Here is a 17,780-nt window from a genome sequence, read left to right as displayed (position 1 = left end):
GATGATGGGGTAAATTACCCCATATCTTAAGATTGACCAGTGACATAAGCCGCCCATTTATCCATATAAACGCGGCGCTGTTCTAAATAGTCAGTGCGACGATAGGCACGCTCTACTTGTCCTCCTACCGTATGACTTAGAATAGTTTCAGCAACCTCATAGGGGGCATCGGTTGTTTCGGCGAGCCAATCGCGTAAACTAGAGCGAAAACCATGGGGGCAGGCTTTAAGACCAGCGCGTTGCATATATTGTGACATACAGCGTTCAGCAAGGGGACCGCGACCAGTTGCAGAAAAGAAGAAATCGTTGCGAGAAAGCAAGCGCGCTTGTTTTAGAATTTCTAATGCTTCTGTTGATAGAGGCACGCGAAATTCTGTTGTAGCATCACGCCTTCCTTTCATATTCTCAGCAGGGATTGTCCATAGATCACCCTCAACCTGATCTTTATGGATATGACGCAAAGGACGTGTGCGAACGCCTGTCAAAATAAGCAAACGTAATGCCAGATATGTTATGGTTGTTGTTTTACAAAGCGTTTGATAAAAGGCTGGGACATCTTTCCAATCCATAGCTGGTCTATTCGTGATCTTATGGCGTTGTTTGCCTAATAAAGCTTGTGCTTTTTCTGTTGCCTGTAAATCAACATCCAAACCTAAGGCAGCCGCATGTTTAAGACAAAGATTAAGACGCATCAATGCTGTTCGAGCAGTTTTAGCTTTTGTATGCCAAATAGGGGCAAGCGTATTACGTATCTCTGTTTGAGTAATCTCTGAAACCGGCAGACAGCCTAATTTGGGAAGAATATGAAGGCGTAATGGTAAAAACCAATATCCATCTTTACCATCATACTTTAATTCAGCTTTACGAGTTTCAAAAGTATCTAGTGCAATATCTTTTAAGTAATGGAGATTGCTTATTGCCTCACGCTTTTGTTTATCGCGTTCTTTAATAGGGTCACGCCCCTCACGTAAAACAGCACGCCATTGCATTGCACATTCACGGGCTTGTTTTAAAGAAACATCTCTTAAAGCACCCAAGCCCATTTCACGACGACGCCCGTGAAGGGTATACCGTAAAATCCATTGAGCACCTCCATCTTTACGCTTATGAAGTAACAAGCCGGCACCATCATTATATTTGCCAGCCCCCAATGTTGCGACAGCCCTTGCATTAAGACGGTTCATAAGAGCCATTTTTACTCCTTTCTTATACAAATTTGATCCACACACTCATCCCACTTGTTATGTGCAAATGAGTGGTTTTGATTGATTCAAGATACACAGATTTAAGATGAGAGAATCTTACGTTATTCGGGACTCTCATTCAATATGAATAACGCTAGATTATTATTATAAATCAATGCTTTGATCACTTCAATCAAGGTGTTTATTAAGACGGCGTTCTCTGACACGAAGGTTAAGATAGGCAGTACTGCTGGAGGCACTGAATTTGGTGAGGTAGAAATCAAACAAGCCGGTATTAAAGCCGCGACGATTTCCAATCAGAAGGAGTTTGTTCCTGATGATAAAGAGGTCACGCTTTATGCCAAAGCAGATAAAACTGTTCAGGCAGGTCAAGCAAGTATAGTCGTTGAATTTGTGACTAATCACTGAAATTGAGAGGAGAGATCTATTACTCTCCTTCAGATTTATGAAGTAGCAGAGTGTACAGAGAGTTGTAAATTAAGGGCAGATAAGACAGCGACTAGGGTTGAAAGCTTAGGATCACCCGTTTTGCTTAAAGAACGGTACAATCCACTGCGTTCACGATTGGTTTCTTTTGCTAAGGCACTCATATTTTGAGTGCGAGCAACAATACCAATGGCATCAGCAATATGAGCTGCATCACCGGTTTTGAAGGCTTCGTTTAAAAAAACTTCTTGAGATTCTGGTGTTGTGAGGTGTTTTTCAAAGTTAAAGGTTTTCAATTTCATTTTTAAGATCCTTTAAAAGAGATAAGGCTTTTTGAATATCACTAGATTGTGTGGATTTATCACCACCCCAAAGCAATATAATGATTTGATCGCCTTTTTTTGCGAAATAAATTCGATATCCAGCCCCATAGTGGATACGCAATTCACCTATACCATTAAAAAACTTAACGTCACCTAAAAGCCCCGAACGAATTCTATGCAGTCTTGTAAGAATTATATCGGCAGCTTTTCTAACCATTCATCGAATTCATCTGTTGTTTTTATTACCGCTATCATTAGTGTAGTGTAGTGCACATTATGTATAATGTCAAGTTAGTTTATAATTTTTGTATCATTGGAAAGGTATTCTGATGTCACGTCATTATATTCGGGTTAAGACAGGAGGACCGGTATCGGCAAAGCAAGATGTTTTTCGTCATAAGAAAACGCTTTCGCACCTCGTGTCCGTTATCCAAGATGAGATTGATGACATTACGGATGAGTATGTGGCGCAAATCCAAGAAAGTATTTTGGCTGCTATTCGTTTTTGTGAGAAGGAGACTTTTTACTTTAACGAAAGCCGTGAAGTTGTATTTCAAACACGGGCGGGGCAAAGAGTTTATGATGAAGCGGAGTCCCACCATATTGAAAGCGCTGTCAAAATCAAAAATGTTTATCTTCGTTCCAATCCACATGACAAGATTGAATTGGAGCAGAAGAATCCTTCTTCTTTAGAGCTTTTGTTGTCATCAGCACAGCAAGGAACGCCGGTTTATTACAGTTATTTTGATAGAAAATTGTATCTTTATCCAACACCGGATAGAGTGTATCAGGTTCAACTCATTCTCTCCCCCCAGCGCTTGTCCGAGATAGAGAATGTAGATGAAGAGCATCCATGGTTTGTGTATGGGTTCGATCTGATTAAAGCGCGTGCAAAATATGAACTATATAAGAATATTCTGAAAGATCCTGATTGTGCGGCGGCAGCTTATAATGACTTTACTGAGCAATTGCATGGATTACGTGCAGAGACTTCTCAGCGTCATAACGTGACGAGAATAATTCCAACGGATTTTTAGTATGGTTTATTTACCGATAGCCGACTACCGACCCGATGTTGCGACTGTAAACAGTCAGTTTACGGATACACTGGTCAATGTATTGCCGGCAGATGGTTCTTATATCCCAATGCCTAGTGCAACGGTTATTTCTGCTCCTTTGGAAGAGAGCCCTTTAGGTTCCATAGCGTTTAGAACAGGCAATGGTGTCAAGATTATCGTAGGTGGTGCAAAAAAGCTTTACAGTTACGATAGTCAAACGCGCGGTTGGACAGATGTTAGCAAAGATGGTGTCACCTATCAGGCGAATGAGGAGAATAGGTGGTCATTTGCCTTGTTTGGCGAGACTATTATTGCGGTCAATAAGAATGATAAACCGCAGGCATTGAATGTTCGCAGTTCGCAGAGGTTTGAAGAGTTAGGGGGCAGTCCTCCGAAAGCAGGTTTGGTAAGGGTTTGGGGTGATTTTGTTTGTTTGATGCAATTGACAGATCACCCCAATCGCATTCATTGGTCGGGTTTAAATGATGCAACCCATTGGACGGTTGGTCATAAAGATTGTTACTATCATGACTTTCAAGACGGTGAATATGTTCAAGGTGCGACTGAATCGACCAATCCACTCATTTTCTTGCGTTCTGCGATTTATGCGGGTGCCTTCACATTAGGTTCTAAGGTTCCTTTCATTTTCCAAAAGGTTCATGACAAGCGTGGCGTGCGCAGTGCGACCTCTATAGTTTGCCGTGGGAGTGATGCTTTTTTTGCTGGAGAAGGCGGTTTTTATCAGATGAGTTCTGATGGGCAGCTTTTACCGATAGGTTTTGAGAAGGTTGATCGAACAGTATTTTCCACTTTTGACAAGCTTTCTCTTGATAAGGTGCAAGGGGTGGTCGACCCTGTCCATAATCGTGTTTACTGGTCATTGAAGAGTGGTGACAATCAGCAAAGTACCTTTGTTTATGATTGGGGATTGCAAAAATGGTCAACGATACAGGGAGATCCTTTCACATTGTTTCCTGTTTTTACAACAGGTTACACCTTAGAACAATTGGATGCAGTTTCGACCAGTCTTGAGGAATTGCCTGCTTCTCTTGATAGTGCCATTTGGCAAAGTGGTGCTCCAGTACTTGGTGGTTTTGATAAAAATAATAGGCTTGTTGTGTTTACAGGATCGCCAATGGAGGCGGTTGTTGTTTCGCAAGAGATGGGTTCTCCTGATGGGAGTTTTAATTTTATCACGAAAATGTTTGCTGAAGTTGATACACTTGAAGGTCTTTTAAGCATAGGCGAACGTCGACTTCGTCATTCTGCTACACTTATCACATGGCATAAGGAAAAAGAATGCTCATTGGTTACGGGTGCTTATCATGGTCGTTCACGTAATCGTTATCACCGTTTTAAATTGCGCATTCCTGAAGGCGTTAGCTGGAACCATATCACGGGATTTAATGTGGACTTACGACCTTTAGGTAGAGGGTAATGGCAAAAGTCTTTTTGACTACGTCTTGGGATAGGGAGCGAATGGCTCCTTATTTGGAAGAAATTATTGCGTGCTTTAGCGAGTATGTTGAGCGTTTTAAAGATGAAATTACGTTGCAAGATCTCATTGAAGCCATTTGCACGGGGAAAAAACAGTTATGGCTTGTTTTGGATGATGAAGATCGGTTTTTAGCGGCAGTTACAACACAGATCCAACAGACAGTTTTAGGCAAGAAGCGTGCTCTCATTTGTGAATGTAGTGGCAAGGGCATTCTTGATCAGGTTGACAATCTGAAAGTTGCAGAGGACTGGGCGCGCGAGAATGGTGCTTCAGAGATAGAGATTTTGGGTCGCTTAGGATGGAAGCGCGCATTGACCAAGCAAGGCTATGGCATAACGATGCTTTATTATAGGAAGGAATTGTGAAATGGGGAGTAAAACACCGTCAACGACACAACAAAAACAGGTGCAGACAAGCGCTCCCCCTTCTTGGGCGGATAATATTTTTAAGCAGGGTGCTACAAACGCGCTTAATCTTTATAATTTAGGAGCAGGTGGCAATGTTTATGGTGGTCCACGCATTGCACCTTTAAGTGCTCCAACCTATCATGCCATTGGGGGTCTTGGGAGCATTCCTTATCATTATCAAAATAGTTCTTTGATGAATTTGCTTCATACGCCAACAGCGGCGGCAAGCAACCTTGGCAGAATGGCTTCAGGCGGTATGATGGGAGGCAATTCGTATTTTAAACAAGCTCTTCAAGAAGGATTAGATGACGTAGAAAATAGAATTAATAGATATTTCTCAGGGATTGGTCGTTATGGAGCACCGGATCATAAAGATGAGTTAAGGAAGGGCAGTGGTTCTGTGTATGCTCGCGCTATGGCAGATCAATATAATCAAGACTTGCAACATATGATGCAAGCCAATGCCATGATAGACCAAGCCAATCAAAATCAGTTGGGAGCATCGAATAACTTCTTACAAGGTTATGGTAATACCTATTCCAATGCGCTGCAGGGGTCATCACTCCTCGATGATTACAACCAAAGACTCGTTGATGCCAATCGTGAACGTTGGCTGGAGCAAGATAATAGCGGTTGGAACAGACTGAATATGTTGATGAATGCTGGTCGTGGCTTTGCAGGTAATTACGGCAAGACAACGAATAATATGTCAGAATCTAAGATGCATGATAACGACCCTTGGAAGAATACTATAGGGATTTTAGCTAGTATTGCTAAATTGGCTTTGAAGTAGGAAAAAAGTGAGATAGTTATGCAAAATAGTAACGATAATATTTTATCAAGACTTCTTAAGTCTATGTATTTAATGAGCTCATTTGGACCATATATACGTAGCTACGATCAACGTTTGGCATTAGAAGACGCTAAACAACAGGCAAATAATTTTCCTTATTTAATCCCTTCTTCACCTATAGCAACTTTTGGTTCACAATCGAACCCTTTAGGTTTTGCTAAAAATACTTCACCTTTACCAGATGTAAGTTCGTCTTTAAGACCGGCAGGTATAAAACCGGATGTACCGTCTTCAGTCCCTTCTTTACCAGTAGCGACTTTTGGTTCACAACCAAACCCTTTAGATATGGAACCTTTGCCTAATGCAATTTCAGATTTGGCATCATTAAAACCAAAGCAGTCTCAATTACCAGAGCCTATTTCACCGGTAGAACCACAGCAGGTTGCACAGCCACAACAGAATACTGTTTCTCAACAGAGTTTTTGGGATTACTTGCGTAGTCCTGAGTTTTTACAAAGATTATCGGATTATGGGATTGGTTATGCATTATCAGACGGGACGATAGCGCAAAGTTTAGCGAATGGGGCTATGAATCTTCGTCTTGGTGATATGGAAAGAGAAAAAAGAAGTCAAGTTAATCAGACCGTTGAGTATCTAAAATCTAAAGGCTACAGCGAAGATGAAGCGCGGTTCATGGCTAGGAATAACGATGCGTTAAATGCGTTTTTAGCACAAAAAATTAGTGGTGGAAACAAGAATCCCCAATTTACTAATGACGGTAGGATGCTGGTGGAAGATCCGAATGCACCAGGTGGATATAGATATGTTACGGTTGAAGGTGGAAAAGCACATGAAGATATGCAAAAGCGTGAACAGTTGAAAAAATTACAAATAGTAGATGCCAAAATTATGAGAGAAAGTACATCACATGCAATAAATTCGGCTCTTGAGATACTTAAGAAAAATCCTAATTTCTCTACTGGTCCAATTGGTCAATTTTTACAGAATTTGTGGAACACACCGGCATCACGTTTAAGGGATCATCTTGAAACAATCAGGGGAGGAGCAATGCTTCACAGGCTAGAGAGGATTAAAGCGCTATCACCTAATGGTGCTTCAGGATTGGGTAATTTGACTGATAAGGAAGGTGTAAGATTAGAAAATGTTTATGTTGCTTTGCAACAGAGTTTATCTCCTCAAGAGCTTATAAGGAATTTGCAACGTTTACAGGAGATTTATAACAAAGCAACAGATGCGCAATTAGCTATTTTGATGAATGATAACATAACGGCTGCGGATGTGGATGAAGCATTTGGAAGTGGTTCGCAACTATCACAAGGGAATTTGATAAATATACCTAAGATGAGTTTAGAAGAGGCATCTATTAAGGATAACGTACCTTATTTTAGGGACAGTTCTAGTGGTAAATTTTTGGTTGAGGATTAAATAGTAATGGACCCTTATAACATTTCTGAGAAGATGCGTTCTCAATATGTATATGCCAAGAATGGGAAGCGTTTTCGCGTAGTTGAAGATCCTGCTGAGATTGAAAAAATTATAAAGTTACATGCTAACAGTTCATCTTCATCTTCATCTTCATCTTCATCTCAATATGTATATGCTAAGAATGGGAAACGTTTCCGCGTAGTTGAAGATCCTGCTGAGATTGCGAAGCTATCTAATTCTTTTTCTGAAAGTCAACAAAACACAAAAGATCAATCAACTACAACAGATGATTTTTCATTTGATGATAAAGATCTTACGTTGTCAGATGCTATTATGAGAAATATCGCGTCTGGTGCGACGGCAGATTATTTTGACGAGATGAGAGCAGTACATGAAGCAGGCTTTACGGATTATTGGAGTGGCGATAAACGAGCAGAAGAGGTCTATAACAGAAGAGTAGCTAAGGAGCGCGCTTACCAAAAAGCCTTGAAAGAAAAACATCCTTTTTCGTCTTCTCTGGCTTATGTTGGTGGTTCAACGATACCGGCAATACTCTCATTTATTGCGCCTCCATTAAGGGGTTTGCTTTTTGCAAAGCATATGTCAACATTTAGAAATCTTGGTAATGCGGCGCTTTTCGGAGCAGGTTCAGGAGCTTTACATGGTTCAGGGGCGGGAGAGGGGCTTTCTGGTCGTCTTATATCGGCTGGGGTAGGTGGTGGTATTGGAGCAGTAGCAGCTCCCGTTGGTTCTGTTGCTGGTACAATTTCTTCTTGGGGATTAAGAAAAATAGCAAGTGTATTGCAACATGTTCCCTATATTCCTTTTATGAAAGGAGGTCGTTTTAATCCTGCTCATAAGGAAGTTCAAACCAAAGCGGTTAGGGAAATTGCAAAAACATTGCATGATGATGGTATTGGAAATGTTGTAGAACGTCTTGCAAATGCGCCACGTAATGCATTTTTGACAGATATCAGTCCTAATTTAGAAGTATCAATTGCGAATATGGGGAAAACAAACACGCGTGTTGCAGATCTTTTAAAACAAGCTCATGAGGGGCGGATGAAGGGAGCACTTGATCGTATTGGTCGGTCAGCAGATGAAAACATTACACCTCTTCAAGATACGAAAGTTTTAAAAAGGGTGCTTCAAGAGCAAGGTGAAAAAGAATATAAACATCTTTATGCAGAAGCAATGCAAACTCCCATAGCAAAAAAGCATTATCCCGCTCTTAATAGGCTTTTCAAAAATAAATGGTTTCAAAACGCTGTAAAAGAAGCGGTTGATACCTTAGAAGGAGACCCGCGCACAGCAATTGCTCAACGATTTTATGATAAGGATTTTATCCATATAAACTATAAACCCACAATGGCGTTATTAAATCAAACGAAGAAATCTATTGATGATTTAATCGAAAAGTCTCGGAATTTTGGTGATAAACAAAAGGCTACAGGGTACCAAATACTTAAGAATAATTTGGTAAAGATAACGGATGAAATCTCCTCTACTTACAAAGCAGCGCGGGCTAGTGTAGAAAAATATAAAGGTTTTCAAGAAGCGATAGAACAAGGCAAAAACATTGTACAGAGAGATGTTTCTGGAGAGGGGATTAAAGAAGGTCTTCGTAAAGGAGCAATGTCTAGTGGTCTCAATACTTATCATGTAGGGATGAGAGACTATATTGATGATCTATTAAAAGGTTCGCGTCCTGTTAATAGACTTTCGAATATTTTACAAACGGGTCGTATGTCAGATAATCTAAGCAGATCTTTAAGCTCTAAAAACATTCATGGGTTTAGAAAAACTGTAGAGGATGAAAGGTTCTATCAAGATGCGGCGCAAAGAGCCATAAAACCGTTTCAAGGAACGCCCGAACCTAGTTATTTAACAGGTGTTAATCTACCGTACGGGAAAGTTAGTATAGCACGTGCAGCGGGACAGATTATACAAAATATTTTATCTGATGCGATTAGGAAATTCTCTCAAAAAGAGAGACAAATACTTGAACGAGATATAGCGAAATTAGCAACTTTTGGCGTTAAAGGTATGAACCAGCAGGAAGTTGCTCAAATGTTACAAAGATTTATACGATTACATAAAACAGGAATTGTTAGTGACCATATTTTGCATGTTATTTCTTCGCTCTTTTCAAGAGAAGAGAGAAGACGTTTAGGGAGTAATGGTTAATGATCCGTTATAGTCCTTCAGTCGATCAAGCGATACGCCAGTCAGCAGCGCGTTATGGATTGCCTGAGAGCTATTTATATCGTGTTGCACAGGTTGAAAGTGGAGGCAATCCCAATGCAAGGAATCCACGTTCTTCTGCGGGTGGATTGTACCAGTTTATAGACAGCACAGCCAAGCAATATGGTTTGCAGGATCGTTTTGACCCCGTGCAAGCGGCAGATGCCATGGGATGATTGACCCTTGATAATCGCAATCATTTAAGTCGTGTGTTGGGAAGAGCGCCTACAGAAGCAGAATTGTACTTAGCGCATCAACAAGGTGCAGGTGGAGCCGCCCGCCTCTTACAAAATCCTCATGCCAATGCAGCACAAATTGTTGGGAGCAATGCGGTTGGTTTGAATGGTGGGAACAATGGTATGCGTGCCAGTGATTTTGTCAACCGAGTGCTGCAAATGTATGGTGGGCAGCAGGCAACTCGTCCATTGTCTATTGGTCATCCTATAGCGCAAGGTGGCTTTAGACATAGAGACAATTTTCTAGAGGTTTTAAGGGCATTGTTAGCATCACAAGCAGAGGCTTCGGAAGAAGATGAGAGTGATGATGATAACCCTTTGATGACGCAATTCATGCGGGCATTTTACGGACCATTTTACCGCAATTAGGATTTACACTCATGTCAACGATTTATGATTGGTCGCTTAAAGCGGCGGATAACACACGCGCAGATGATTTGATTGATTGGTCAGAGGGACAACGTCCTAGCACGATCAATAACAGCGCTCGTGGAATGATGCAAAGGGTTAGAGAGTATTTATCAGATACAGGCGGCGCGCTTGAAGGTGTTGTTACTGTTGATCATAACCAACAAACGACAGCAATAAGGCTACAGAGTAAATCGCAATTTTTAGAGTACAAGAATGATATTGTTTTGCGGTTTAAAGCAAGGGGTAAGAATGTTGGAGCGACCACAGTTTTGCTCAATGGTCTTGCCGGCAAGCCGGTTTACAAGGCATCAGACACCGGTGTTGCAACCTTGTTAGAGGGAGGGGAAATCCAAACTGGCTGCATATATACACTCGTATATGATGAAGAGATTTCGGGATGGCATTTGCTTAATCCGACACCTGTAGCATCATCCCAAGGTTTGGCAAGTTCTCTTTATCCAGCAGGGTTTATAGGAACATTTGCTATGCAAGCAATCCCAAGTGGCTGGCTTTTGTGTGATGGAGGTGCTTATTCGCGAAGTCTTTATAGTGATCTTTTTGCTGCAATTGGGACGACATGGGGAAGTGGGGACGGGGTTAGAACTTTTAATATACCGGATTTACGGGGGATGTTTTTACGTGGTTTTGATGCTGGTCGCAATATTGATAGAGGACGCAGTTTTGCCAGTGTGCAGCAAGATTTGATCCAAACCCATAAACACGATGGTCATAATATATCGGTTTTAGATATGGATAAGGATGATGGCACTCATTGGCATGGGGATGCGACCATTATATGGGGTCATTTGCTGGATGATGATAAGAGGTTGAAAGTTGCCTCAGCTTCTGGAGTAAGCGAAACGGACATAAGGACCTATGATGTTTTGGCAATACCTTCGGAGCAATCTGATACACAAAAGGTCATAGTATCAGCAGATAAAGAGGGTGAAACGCGCCCTATCAATGTATCGGTTATTTTTGCAATAAAAACCTGAGGACAGCATGTCAGATATTTATAGCTGGTCTTTAATGGCGTCAGAAAACGCTGGAGCGGATAGCATTATTAATTGGTCTGAGGGTCAGTTTCCTCATACAGTTAATAACAGCGCTCGTGGAATGATGCAAAGGGTTAGAGAGTATTTATCAGATACGGGTGGAGCACTTGAAGGTATTGTTGAGGTTGATTTTGAACGACAATACACGGTAATTCGCTTAACAAGTAGATCACAACCTTACACATATAGTAATGGTTTGGTTGTGCGATTTAAATCGAAGGGCAATAATATTGGAGCCACAACTGTATCTATCAATGATTTTCCGAGTAAACCCGTTTATAAGGCATCAGCAACCGGTGTTACTGCCGTTGTAGGAGGAGAAATCCAAACTGGATGCATATACACGCTTGTATATGATGAAGAGATTTCTGGATGGCAATTGCTAAATCCCACAAGAAGAAAAGTTTCTCATTTTCAACGCTTGCCTATAGGCTTTATAGGAAATTTTGCGATGGAAACATTGCCGGATGGTTGGCTGTTGTGTGATGGGAGTGCTTATTCGCGTGACACTTATCATAATCTTTTTGCAACGATAGGGACGATGTGGGGGAATGGTGATGGAGCAACAACGTTTAATGTCCCTGATTTTAGAGGGATGTTTTTACGTGGCTTTGATTATTTTGGTTCTGTTGATGCAGGACGAAGTTTTGCAAGCATCCAACAGTATTCTTTGAGAGGTCATGATTATGTTGTTGATGCTGTTGCGCCGGCAAGACGTTCTTCGAGAAGTAAGCGTGATCTTTCATCTGATCCCGAAACGAGAAGAATCCAAGAATATGCAGTAAAAGGTTGTTTTGATCATCACGGGACTTTGGATGATGTTTATAAATGTATTGCAAGGGAGTTGCGAGGAGCTCCGGCACCTATGTCTTTGATTGAGAGATATAGCAAGCGTTGTTTTAGCCCCAGCCTTTGGGGGTATGCGGATATTAATTGTCCCTTAGGACCTAAAATTCCACCTTCTGTACGGTATTATGTTGTTAATGACACTGTTGATGGTGCTGTTAATGAAGAATGCGCGGGATTAACAGGGGATGCTTTAGAACGGTGCAATGAAGCATTTGAAAGAGTCACACAAAAGCCTCAACAAGAAAATCTTCCGGAAGCAAGCTTTCCTGAAGATACACAAAGAGTGCCGCCATTTTTACTCCAACATGAAAACCGTTACCTAATCTATACAGTTCCAAAAGAAGCAGATTTAGGCATCCATGATCATATTGCCACGACGTGTTCGTTTGGTGGGATTGAAACGCGCCCGATTAATACGAGTATCGTTTATGGGATAAAGACATAAGGAGGGAATGCAATGTTATCGAAACCGTTTGCAATATCAGAAATTAGCGACCCGTCTCAAGTACGGGTCGTTTTGTATTCAGGGGATCATTTTGTGCATGCCCCGCTTGATGGAATTATAGCTATTCTAAAAGCATCGTTAAAGTCAGATTTTGACGGCTCTTTGCAAGGATTAGAAGAGCGCTTGAGAGTTTTAAGTACAGAGCTAGAAGAGCTGAAAGAGTGTTCGTTGTAATTATTGGCTTGGCATTGAGGAAGAAAGACCATGGGAATACCGTACCATACACATGAGTTTCAGATACCAGCGGCAACAAAAGAGGAGATTATAGAAGGGATTTCACAAGATACGGTTGTCGTTCCCAAATTGTTAGGAACCGCTTCTCTCTATGCTTATGAGGTTTTCGCGACAGCAGAACAGGGTGTTCAGGCACAGCAAGTTTCAGAGCGTGCAACGGGATTAGCGAATACAGCCAAGCAGACAGCGGATGAAGCAAAAAGAATAGCGGCAGATACGAAAGAATTAGTGGAAGCGGCATCGGTTACGTCTGCACAGGCAGTCAGTGCAGCATCGACAGCAACAACTATGGCGACCGAAGCCAAGCAGGCAAGCAAAGAGGCTGAGAGGATATCGAATGAAGCGAAAGAGAGTAGTGAAACCGCATTAACAACAGCCAATCGAGCTGATCAAACTTCGACGCAGGCAAGACAAGAAGCAGCTACAGCTCTTACGACTGCCAATGATGCGAAACAGACAGCTGGTGAAGCAAAGGGGTATGCTGAGGAAGCCAAGGTGGTATCAGAAGAGGCAAAGAGGTTAGCACAACAATCCAAGAGCATTTCTGAGGAATCCCAACAAACGCTTAGTGAAGTGAAGAGTGCATCTGAAACGGCAATAACGACAGCGAATACAGCCAAGCAAAAAGGGGATGAGGCGACACAAATAGCATCGGAAGCTCTGACGAAATCCAATGAAGCAAAGACGTTAGCAGAAACAGCGAAAGGCATAGCGGAAACCTCAACAGCAAAGGCAGAGAAGGCACAGCAAGATGCAACGCAAGCTACTAGAATAGCGAATGAGGCGAAGGCTGCCGTTGAACAGGGAGTTTCTGAGCATAAGCAAGCTGCACAGGTGAGTAGTGAAGCTATTAAGAATATAGCAGAAGAAGCAAAGAATAAATCGGAAGCAGCAGAAAGATTAGCCCAAGAAGCGAAAGCTAAAGCGGATTCAGTAGAGACTGTAGCCAATGAGGCAGAAAAGACAGCGAAGGAAGCCAAAAGTAGCGCAGATTATGCCAAACGTGAGGCATCGCAAGCGAAGGAAGCTGCTGAATCCGCGAAAGATACAGCTTACAGGGCTCATAGTACAGCGTATGATGCGAATAATGCGGCGGATGCAGCGAAAGTTCGAGCAAATTTAGCGGAAATAGAGGGGAATAAAGCAAAGGAAATAGCAGAGGCAGCGAATAACAGAGCTTATGAAGCAAAAGGAGAAGCAGATAAAGCAAAGGAAATAGCTAATAATGCGAAATCGATAGCGGATGAGGCGGGAAGAACAGCGAATGAAGCGAAGGCAGTAGCAGATGAGACAAAAAGCCTAGTGGAGAGAGCTCATACTTCTGTCACCGAAAATTCTCAAGTATCAAAGCAAGTGCAAACGATGGCAGAGGAAGCGAAGAATAAAGCGGAAGCAGCTCAGTTATTAGCACAACAGATTTCACAATCTGCAACAGAATGCTGTGAGGAAGCCAAGGGTATTTCTCAACGCGCTGAAACGAAAGTGAATGATGTAACGGGTAAAGTTGAGAAATTAGAAGAAACAACGCAGTCTCATACGAATGAATTAACAGCTGTTAAAGCTACAGCTCTTGAAGCACAGCAAAAAGCTGAAAAAGTTGATACGAAGTTAACAGTTTTAGAAACATGCTCGCCTGATATTCAAAAAGCTAAACAGGCATTAGATACTTTAGAAGGCAAAATCACTTCTGTTGAACAAGAGAATACAAATTTAAAACAATCTGTAGCTACAGTCACTGAAATAGCGAATTCTGCTAAGAATAAAGCAGAGACATTAGAGCCTAGGGTTATATCGATAGAGGGTAAAGCTGAGGATACCTCATCTAAGGTTGGCAGGTTAGAAGCGAAAATCAATAGTCTTGAAATTACCTCTAATACTACGAAAACTACAGCCGGTGATGCTGTGAATAAGATCAATGATATATCTTCTGTAGCAAATAATGCGCTTAATAAAGCGACCACGCTTGAAGGTACGCAAGCAAAGTTACAGACAGATATAAGTGAAGCAAAGGTTGAAGCGCAAAATATTAAAACTCAACTGACTTCTACGAAGAATGAAATAGAGAGTCTTCAGCAATGTTGTGATCAGAATAAGAAAGGTTTAGCCGGACTAAAGACGAGTGTAGATGACATGCAGCCTAAAGTCGTACAGGTTGAAGGAAACATGAGCAGTTTATCTACGCAAGTGCAACAAGTAACCGATAATAATAATGCACTGGGCACTCGGCTTTCTACTTTATCAGAAACATTGAATTCTGTGAGTACCTTAGCAGAAAATGCCAAAAATAAATCTGACTCTAATGAAGCAGAGATAAGCAAACTCAAAAGCAATCCTGCAGTTGATCCCTTATCTGCAAAATGGAAAGCAGCTTTTGAGGTTAAAGGTGTAGGATATGATCAAACAACGGATTTTGGTAAGCTTGTCACGGGGCATGGGAATGGTCGTCCCAATGAATTAATGCGTATTTCTGAAAGTAAGAAGAAGTTAGCTGGATTTGATTACAGTGCCTATGATTCAAAATATGCGGATCATTCTGTTTTAGGGATGAGAATAAATAATTGGCTGACGGAGCCTAGGCGCTTGATAGGTGATGTTGCCAAGAACACGATCCAAAACTTTAACAATACGATAGCAATTAACGATCTTCAGAATATCTTACGCAACACAAATTTAAATGTTTTATCCTGCGCAAAACCATATTTACGTCATGGCGGTAGTACGAATGAGCGTCAACGTAGGATTGTTACTCTTAAGGCTGGTACTGTATTTAATATACCGTCAACAGATAAAGATCCTACACATATAATTATGATTAATACGGATAGGACGATTTCTCATGATATTGGAGGGGGACAACATGATTTGCAGCCAGGTAAAGATTATTATATTTATTTAATTGTGGATTGGTATACGTTCCCTGGACCTGCGGAAGTCACTTTTGCGATCAGGGATCACTTGGGGTTTCCCCCTGGGGAGAATAATACAACCTCTTTACTGATTGGTGGATTTCATACGCTTTGTGCGGATGTTGGTACGATTGCTGATCATCCTTTGTCTGGCTTTAAAGCAGGAGATATTTTACCTCATTCTATTTGGTGTTTAAATCACAAACCGATCAGTAGTCCAGCGGGCATGGTGTATGACGCGAGGATGGATTTATGGGTAGATATTTATCTACAATCTCGACAGGACGAAAATACACAGTCCCGATATAATGAACCTATTAGTTTTAGAAAAAAATATCAGCATGAAATCGATTTATTGAGTGTAAACAAGCGTCTTCCTACGGAACGTGAGTTTAATTCTGCAATGTTTGGAACGACTAATGGGCTCAAGGATAGAAATGTAGCACAAATTAGACGAACAGGTGGTCATTCTGGTGCAAATAAACAGCGTATCATTTCAAATATCGGTTGTGAAGACGGTTCTGGTTGTTTTTGGCAATACCTTGCAGGGACTTATCCAGTCCTTGAACGGCAGAGTGATGGCAGAACGAAAACAGTTTTCCGCGCTCTGTATGCTGGTGGAGATTATAACTACAGGTACGCTGGACCATTTGCTCGTGCTGCTGAGATAAGTGATGATGCTATTGGAGCCACTCACACCGCTCGTGGCGTTAGCGAACCTCTCAGAACCTAATAATAAAAAGGAGATAAGAATGCGGAAAATATCGCAAGAAGGGTTAGAGCTTATCAAAAGATGGGAAGGCTTGCGTTTAGAAGCTTATAGAGATACGGCATGTATTTGGACTATTGGTTATGGTCATACGAGTGATGCAGGCAAACCTTTAGTCAAAAAAGGCATGTGTATCACGCAAAAACAAGCAGAAGAAATCCTTTGTGAGGATTTAAAGCAGTTTGAGAAAGCAGTTGATGAAGCTGTGACGGTTTCGTTAACGGATGCACAATTCGCAGCATTGGTATCATTTTGCTATAACATAGGAACAGCGGCTTTTTGCAAGTCGACATTGTTGAAGAAGCTTAATCAAGGTGATTATGAATCCGTTCCGGTTGAATTACAGAAATGGAATAAGGTAGGTGGAAAACCACTCCGAGGATTAGCCAACCGTCGAGCAGCTGAGGCGGGATTATGGGCAAGAGGGTCTTATATTTCTTCTAACTATCAAAGAGTGGAGAAGAAAGAGGCAACGGGACTTTTCAAAGCCGAAGCGCTTGCTCCGATTATAGGATCGTTTTCGGGACTTGGAGGCTTGCTAGCAGGCAATGGTCCTATCCAATGGGCATTAGCAGTCATTATGGTTTTGGCAGCTTGTACAGGCATATTTTTTGTAGCTAAGCGGTTTCGGGAGGAACGTTTGTGATGGTTTTTCTTAAGAAATATCAGCTGATGATTATGACGGCTTTAGCCGTTTTTTTTATGGCTTTAGCCAAGGCATTTCATCTTGGCAGGAAAGCAGAGAAGCATAAGCAAATAGACCATGCTTTAAAGACAGCAGAAACACGGCTTGAGGTTGAAAATGAAGTTAATAGAAAAGGTAATTCTGATGTGCGTGCTGAGCTTTCTCGCTGGGTGCGCGGCAAATAGGGTTGTTTCTTGTGTCGGTTGGTTGCCCATTTATTTGGATAGGCAAGATATAGAAGCTATCAGTCCCAACCTCGCACGAGAGATATTAAAACATAACAAACAGGGAGCGCATTTATGTGGTTGGCAAGATGGCCAAAAAACAACACAGGAAAGATGAAGATCTTAGTGAAACAGAACAACAGCTGCTTCATGAGATGATAGAGACCTACCAAGGTTTAAAGATGATGTCACGCATTATGAAATGGATAGCCTTTATTATCTTTATGTTTGTTATCGATTTTGCCCGCCTTATGGACGCACTAGACAACATATTATCATACTTTAAAAAGTGGATAACCAAAAGTTAAAGCACAAAAAATCTTCTTAAAAACATGACAAAACAAGAATTTACACAAACATTGTTTGCGTGGATGGGTGGCAAATGCCATCTGCGTAAGACAATTATACCGATTTAAATAATATTGATCATGAAACCTATGTTGAACCATTTTTAGGTTCAGGTGTCATTTTTCTGAACAAAAGACCAGCGAAATATTCCATCATTA

15 protein-coding genes and 4 pseudogenes are annotated in these 17,780 nt (G+C 41.4%); 16 read left to right on the top strand and 3 right to left on the bottom strand.

Going from position 1 to position 17,780, the window contains the following annotated elements; all coding sequences use genetic code 11:
* Window positions 1-26: 26 nt before the first annotated feature.
* Window positions 27-1,193, bottom strand: a complete 1,167-nt coding sequence (locus ABID39_RS06990; protein WP_354187346.1) for a tyrosine-type recombinase/integrase — start codon at window positions 1,191-1,193, stop codon at window positions 27-29.
* Window positions 1,194-1,361: 168 nt separating this feature from the next.
* Between ABID39_RS06990 and ABID39_RS06985 the strand changes: the two are divergent.
* Window positions 1,362-1,613, top strand: a pseudogene (locus ABID39_RS06985) (hypothetical protein); the annotation flags it as partial.
* Window positions 1,614-1,648: 35 nt separating this feature from the next.
* Here the strand turns inward: ABID39_RS06985 and ABID39_RS06980 are convergent.
* Entirely contained in the window at window positions 1,649-1,933 is a 285-nt protein-coding gene (locus tag ABID39_RS06980) for an addiction module antidote protein (RefSeq protein ID WP_354187344.1), read from the bottom strand.
* Window positions 1,914-2,209, bottom strand: a pseudogene (locus ABID39_RS06975) (type II toxin-antitoxin system RelE/ParE family toxin). Before ABID39_RS06975 ends, ABID39_RS06980 begins: the two are co-directional and overlap by 20 nt.
* Before the next feature lie 74 nt (window positions 2,210-2,283).
* On the opposite strand from ABID39_RS06975, the gene ABID39_RS06970 reads away from it, so the two are divergent.
* The 15 genes and pseudogenes from ABID39_RS06970 to ABID39_RS06900 all read left to right on the top strand — a co-directional run.
* Entirely contained in the window at window positions 2,284-2,991 is a 708-nt protein-coding gene (locus ABID39_RS06970) for a phage adaptor protein (RefSeq protein WP_354187342.1), read from the top strand.
* A 1-nt stretch (window position 2,992) separates the two neighbouring features.
* Window positions 2,993-4,450: a gene transfer agent protein BgtE gene (gene bgtE, locus ABID39_RS06965; RefSeq protein WP_354187340.1), complete on the top strand. Its 1,458-nt coding sequence runs from the start codon at window positions 2,993-2,995 to the stop codon at window positions 4,448-4,450.
* Entirely contained in the window at window positions 4,450-4,875 is a 426-nt protein-coding gene (locus tag ABID39_RS06960) for a hypothetical protein (protein ID WP_354187338.1), read from the top strand. The genes bgtE and ABID39_RS06960 overlap by 1 nt, the downstream gene beginning before the upstream one ends.
* A 1-nt stretch (window position 4,876) precedes the next feature.
* Entirely contained in the window at window positions 4,877-5,710 is an 834-nt protein-coding gene (bgtD, locus tag ABID39_RS06955) for a BaGTA-type gene transfer agent maturation protease BgtD (RefSeq protein ID WP_354187336.1), read from the top strand.
* Between the two features lie 18 nt (window positions 5,711-5,728).
* On the top strand, window positions 5,729-7,156 hold the full coding sequence (locus ABID39_RS06950) for a hypothetical protein (RefSeq protein ID WP_354187334.1): 1,428 nt from the start codon (window positions 5,729-5,731) through the stop codon (window positions 7,154-7,156).
* Window positions 7,157-7,162: 6 nt separating this feature from the next.
* A complete protein-coding gene (locus ABID39_RS06945) occupies window positions 7,163-9,343 on the top strand; it encodes a glycine zipper family protein (protein WP_354187332.1) in 2,181 nt (726 codons plus the stop codon).
* A pseudogene (locus ABID39_RS06940) lies at window positions 9,343-10,005 on the top strand (transglycosylase SLT domain-containing protein). The gene ABID39_RS06945 and the pseudogene ABID39_RS06940 overlap by 1 nt, the downstream one beginning before the upstream one ends.
* Window positions 10,006-10,016: 11 nt before the next feature.
* The gene (gene bgtC / locus ABID39_RS06935; protein WP_354187330.1) at window positions 10,017-11,042 is read left to right on the top strand and encodes a gene transfer agent tail collar protein BgtC; all 1,026 of its coding nucleotides are present in this window, start codon (window positions 10,017-10,019) and stop codon (window positions 11,040-11,042) included.
* Between the two features lie 7 nt (window positions 11,043-11,049).
* Window positions 11,050-12,396: a gene transfer agent tail collar protein BgtC gene (gene bgtC / locus ABID39_RS06930; RefSeq protein ID WP_354187328.1), complete on the top strand. Its 1,347-nt coding sequence runs from the start codon at window positions 11,050-11,052 to the stop codon at window positions 12,394-12,396.
* Between the two features lie 12 nt (window positions 12,397-12,408).
* Entirely contained in the window at window positions 12,409-12,630 is a 222-nt protein-coding gene (locus ABID39_RS06925; protein WP_354187326.1) for a hypothetical protein, read from the top strand.
* Between the two features lie 30 nt (window positions 12,631-12,660).
* Window positions 12,661-16,329, top strand: a complete 3,669-nt coding sequence (locus tag ABID39_RS06920) for a phage major tropism determinant (RefSeq protein ID WP_354187324.1) — start codon at window positions 12,661-12,663, stop codon at window positions 16,327-16,329.
* Window positions 16,330-16,348: 19 nt separating this feature from the next.
* Window positions 16,349-17,011 (top strand): gene transfer agent endolysin BgtA, encoded by a 663-nt coding sequence (bgtA, locus tag ABID39_RS06915; RefSeq protein WP_354187322.1) that lies wholly within the window; start codon window positions 16,349-16,351, stop codon window positions 17,009-17,011.
* On the top strand, window positions 17,011-17,235 hold the full coding sequence (locus tag ABID39_RS06910; RefSeq protein WP_354187348.1) for a hypothetical protein: 225 nt from the start codon (window positions 17,011-17,013) through the stop codon (window positions 17,233-17,235). Before bgtA ends, ABID39_RS06910 begins: the two co-directional genes overlap by 1 nt.
* 116 nt (window positions 17,236-17,351) lie before the next feature.
* Entirely contained in the window at window positions 17,352-17,582 is a 231-nt protein-coding gene (locus ABID39_RS06905; RefSeq protein ID WP_354187320.1) for a hypothetical protein, read from the top strand.
* Window positions 17,583-17,606: 24 nt separating this feature from the next.
* Window positions 17,607-17,780 (top strand): annotated as a pseudogene (locus ABID39_RS06900) (DNA adenine methylase); the annotation flags it as partial.

The sequence above is a fragment of the Bartonella japonica genome (assembly GCF_040545385.1).
GTDB classification, from domain to species: Bacteria; Pseudomonadota; Alphaproteobacteria; order Rhizobiales; family Rhizobiaceae; genus Bartonella; species Bartonella japonica.
This window is presented reverse-complemented; position numbering and strand designations above follow the sequence as displayed.

Bases quoted from the DNA above. Each gene is read 5' to 3' on its own strand.
- ABID39_RS06990 (WP_354187346.1), bottom strand. From the start codon at position 1,193: ATGGCTCTTATGAACCGTCTTAATGCAAGGGCTGTCGCAACATTGGGG.
- ABID39_RS06980 (WP_354187344.1), bottom strand. From the start codon at position 1,933: ATGAAATTGAAAACCTTTAACTTTGAAAAACACCTCACAACACCAGAA.
- ABID39_RS06970 (WP_354187342.1), top strand. From the start codon at position 2,284: ATGTCACGTCATTATATTCGGGTTAAGACAGGAGGACCGGTATCGGCA.
- bgtE (WP_354187340.1), top strand. From the start codon at position 2,993: ATGGTTTATTTACCGATAGCCGACTACCGACCCGATGTTGCGACTGTA.
- ABID39_RS06960 (WP_354187338.1), top strand. From the start codon at position 4,450: ATGGCAAAAGTCTTTTTGACTACGTCTTGGGATAGGGAGCGAATGGCT.
- bgtD (WP_354187336.1), top strand. From the start codon at position 4,877: ATGGGGAGTAAAACACCGTCAACGACACAACAAAAACAGGTGCAGACA.
- ABID39_RS06950 (WP_354187334.1), top strand. From the start codon at position 5,729: ATGCAAAATAGTAACGATAATATTTTATCAAGACTTCTTAAGTCTATG.
- ABID39_RS06945 (WP_354187332.1), top strand. From the start codon at position 7,163: ATGGACCCTTATAACATTTCTGAGAAGATGCGTTCTCAATATGTATAT.
- bgtC (WP_354187330.1), top strand. From the start codon at position 10,017: ATGTCAACGATTTATGATTGGTCGCTTAAAGCGGCGGATAACACACGC.
- bgtC (WP_354187328.1), top strand. From the start codon at position 11,050: ATGTCAGATATTTATAGCTGGTCTTTAATGGCGTCAGAAAACGCTGGA.
- ABID39_RS06925 (WP_354187326.1), top strand. From the start codon at position 12,409: ATGTTATCGAAACCGTTTGCAATATCAGAAATTAGCGACCCGTCTCAA.
- ABID39_RS06920 (WP_354187324.1), top strand. From the start codon at position 12,661: ATGGGAATACCGTACCATACACATGAGTTTCAGATACCAGCGGCAACA.
- bgtA (WP_354187322.1), top strand. From the start codon at position 16,349: ATGCGGAAAATATCGCAAGAAGGGTTAGAGCTTATCAAAAGATGGGAA.
- ABID39_RS06910 (WP_354187348.1), top strand. From the start codon at position 17,011: ATGGTTTTTCTTAAGAAATATCAGCTGATGATTATGACGGCTTTAGCC.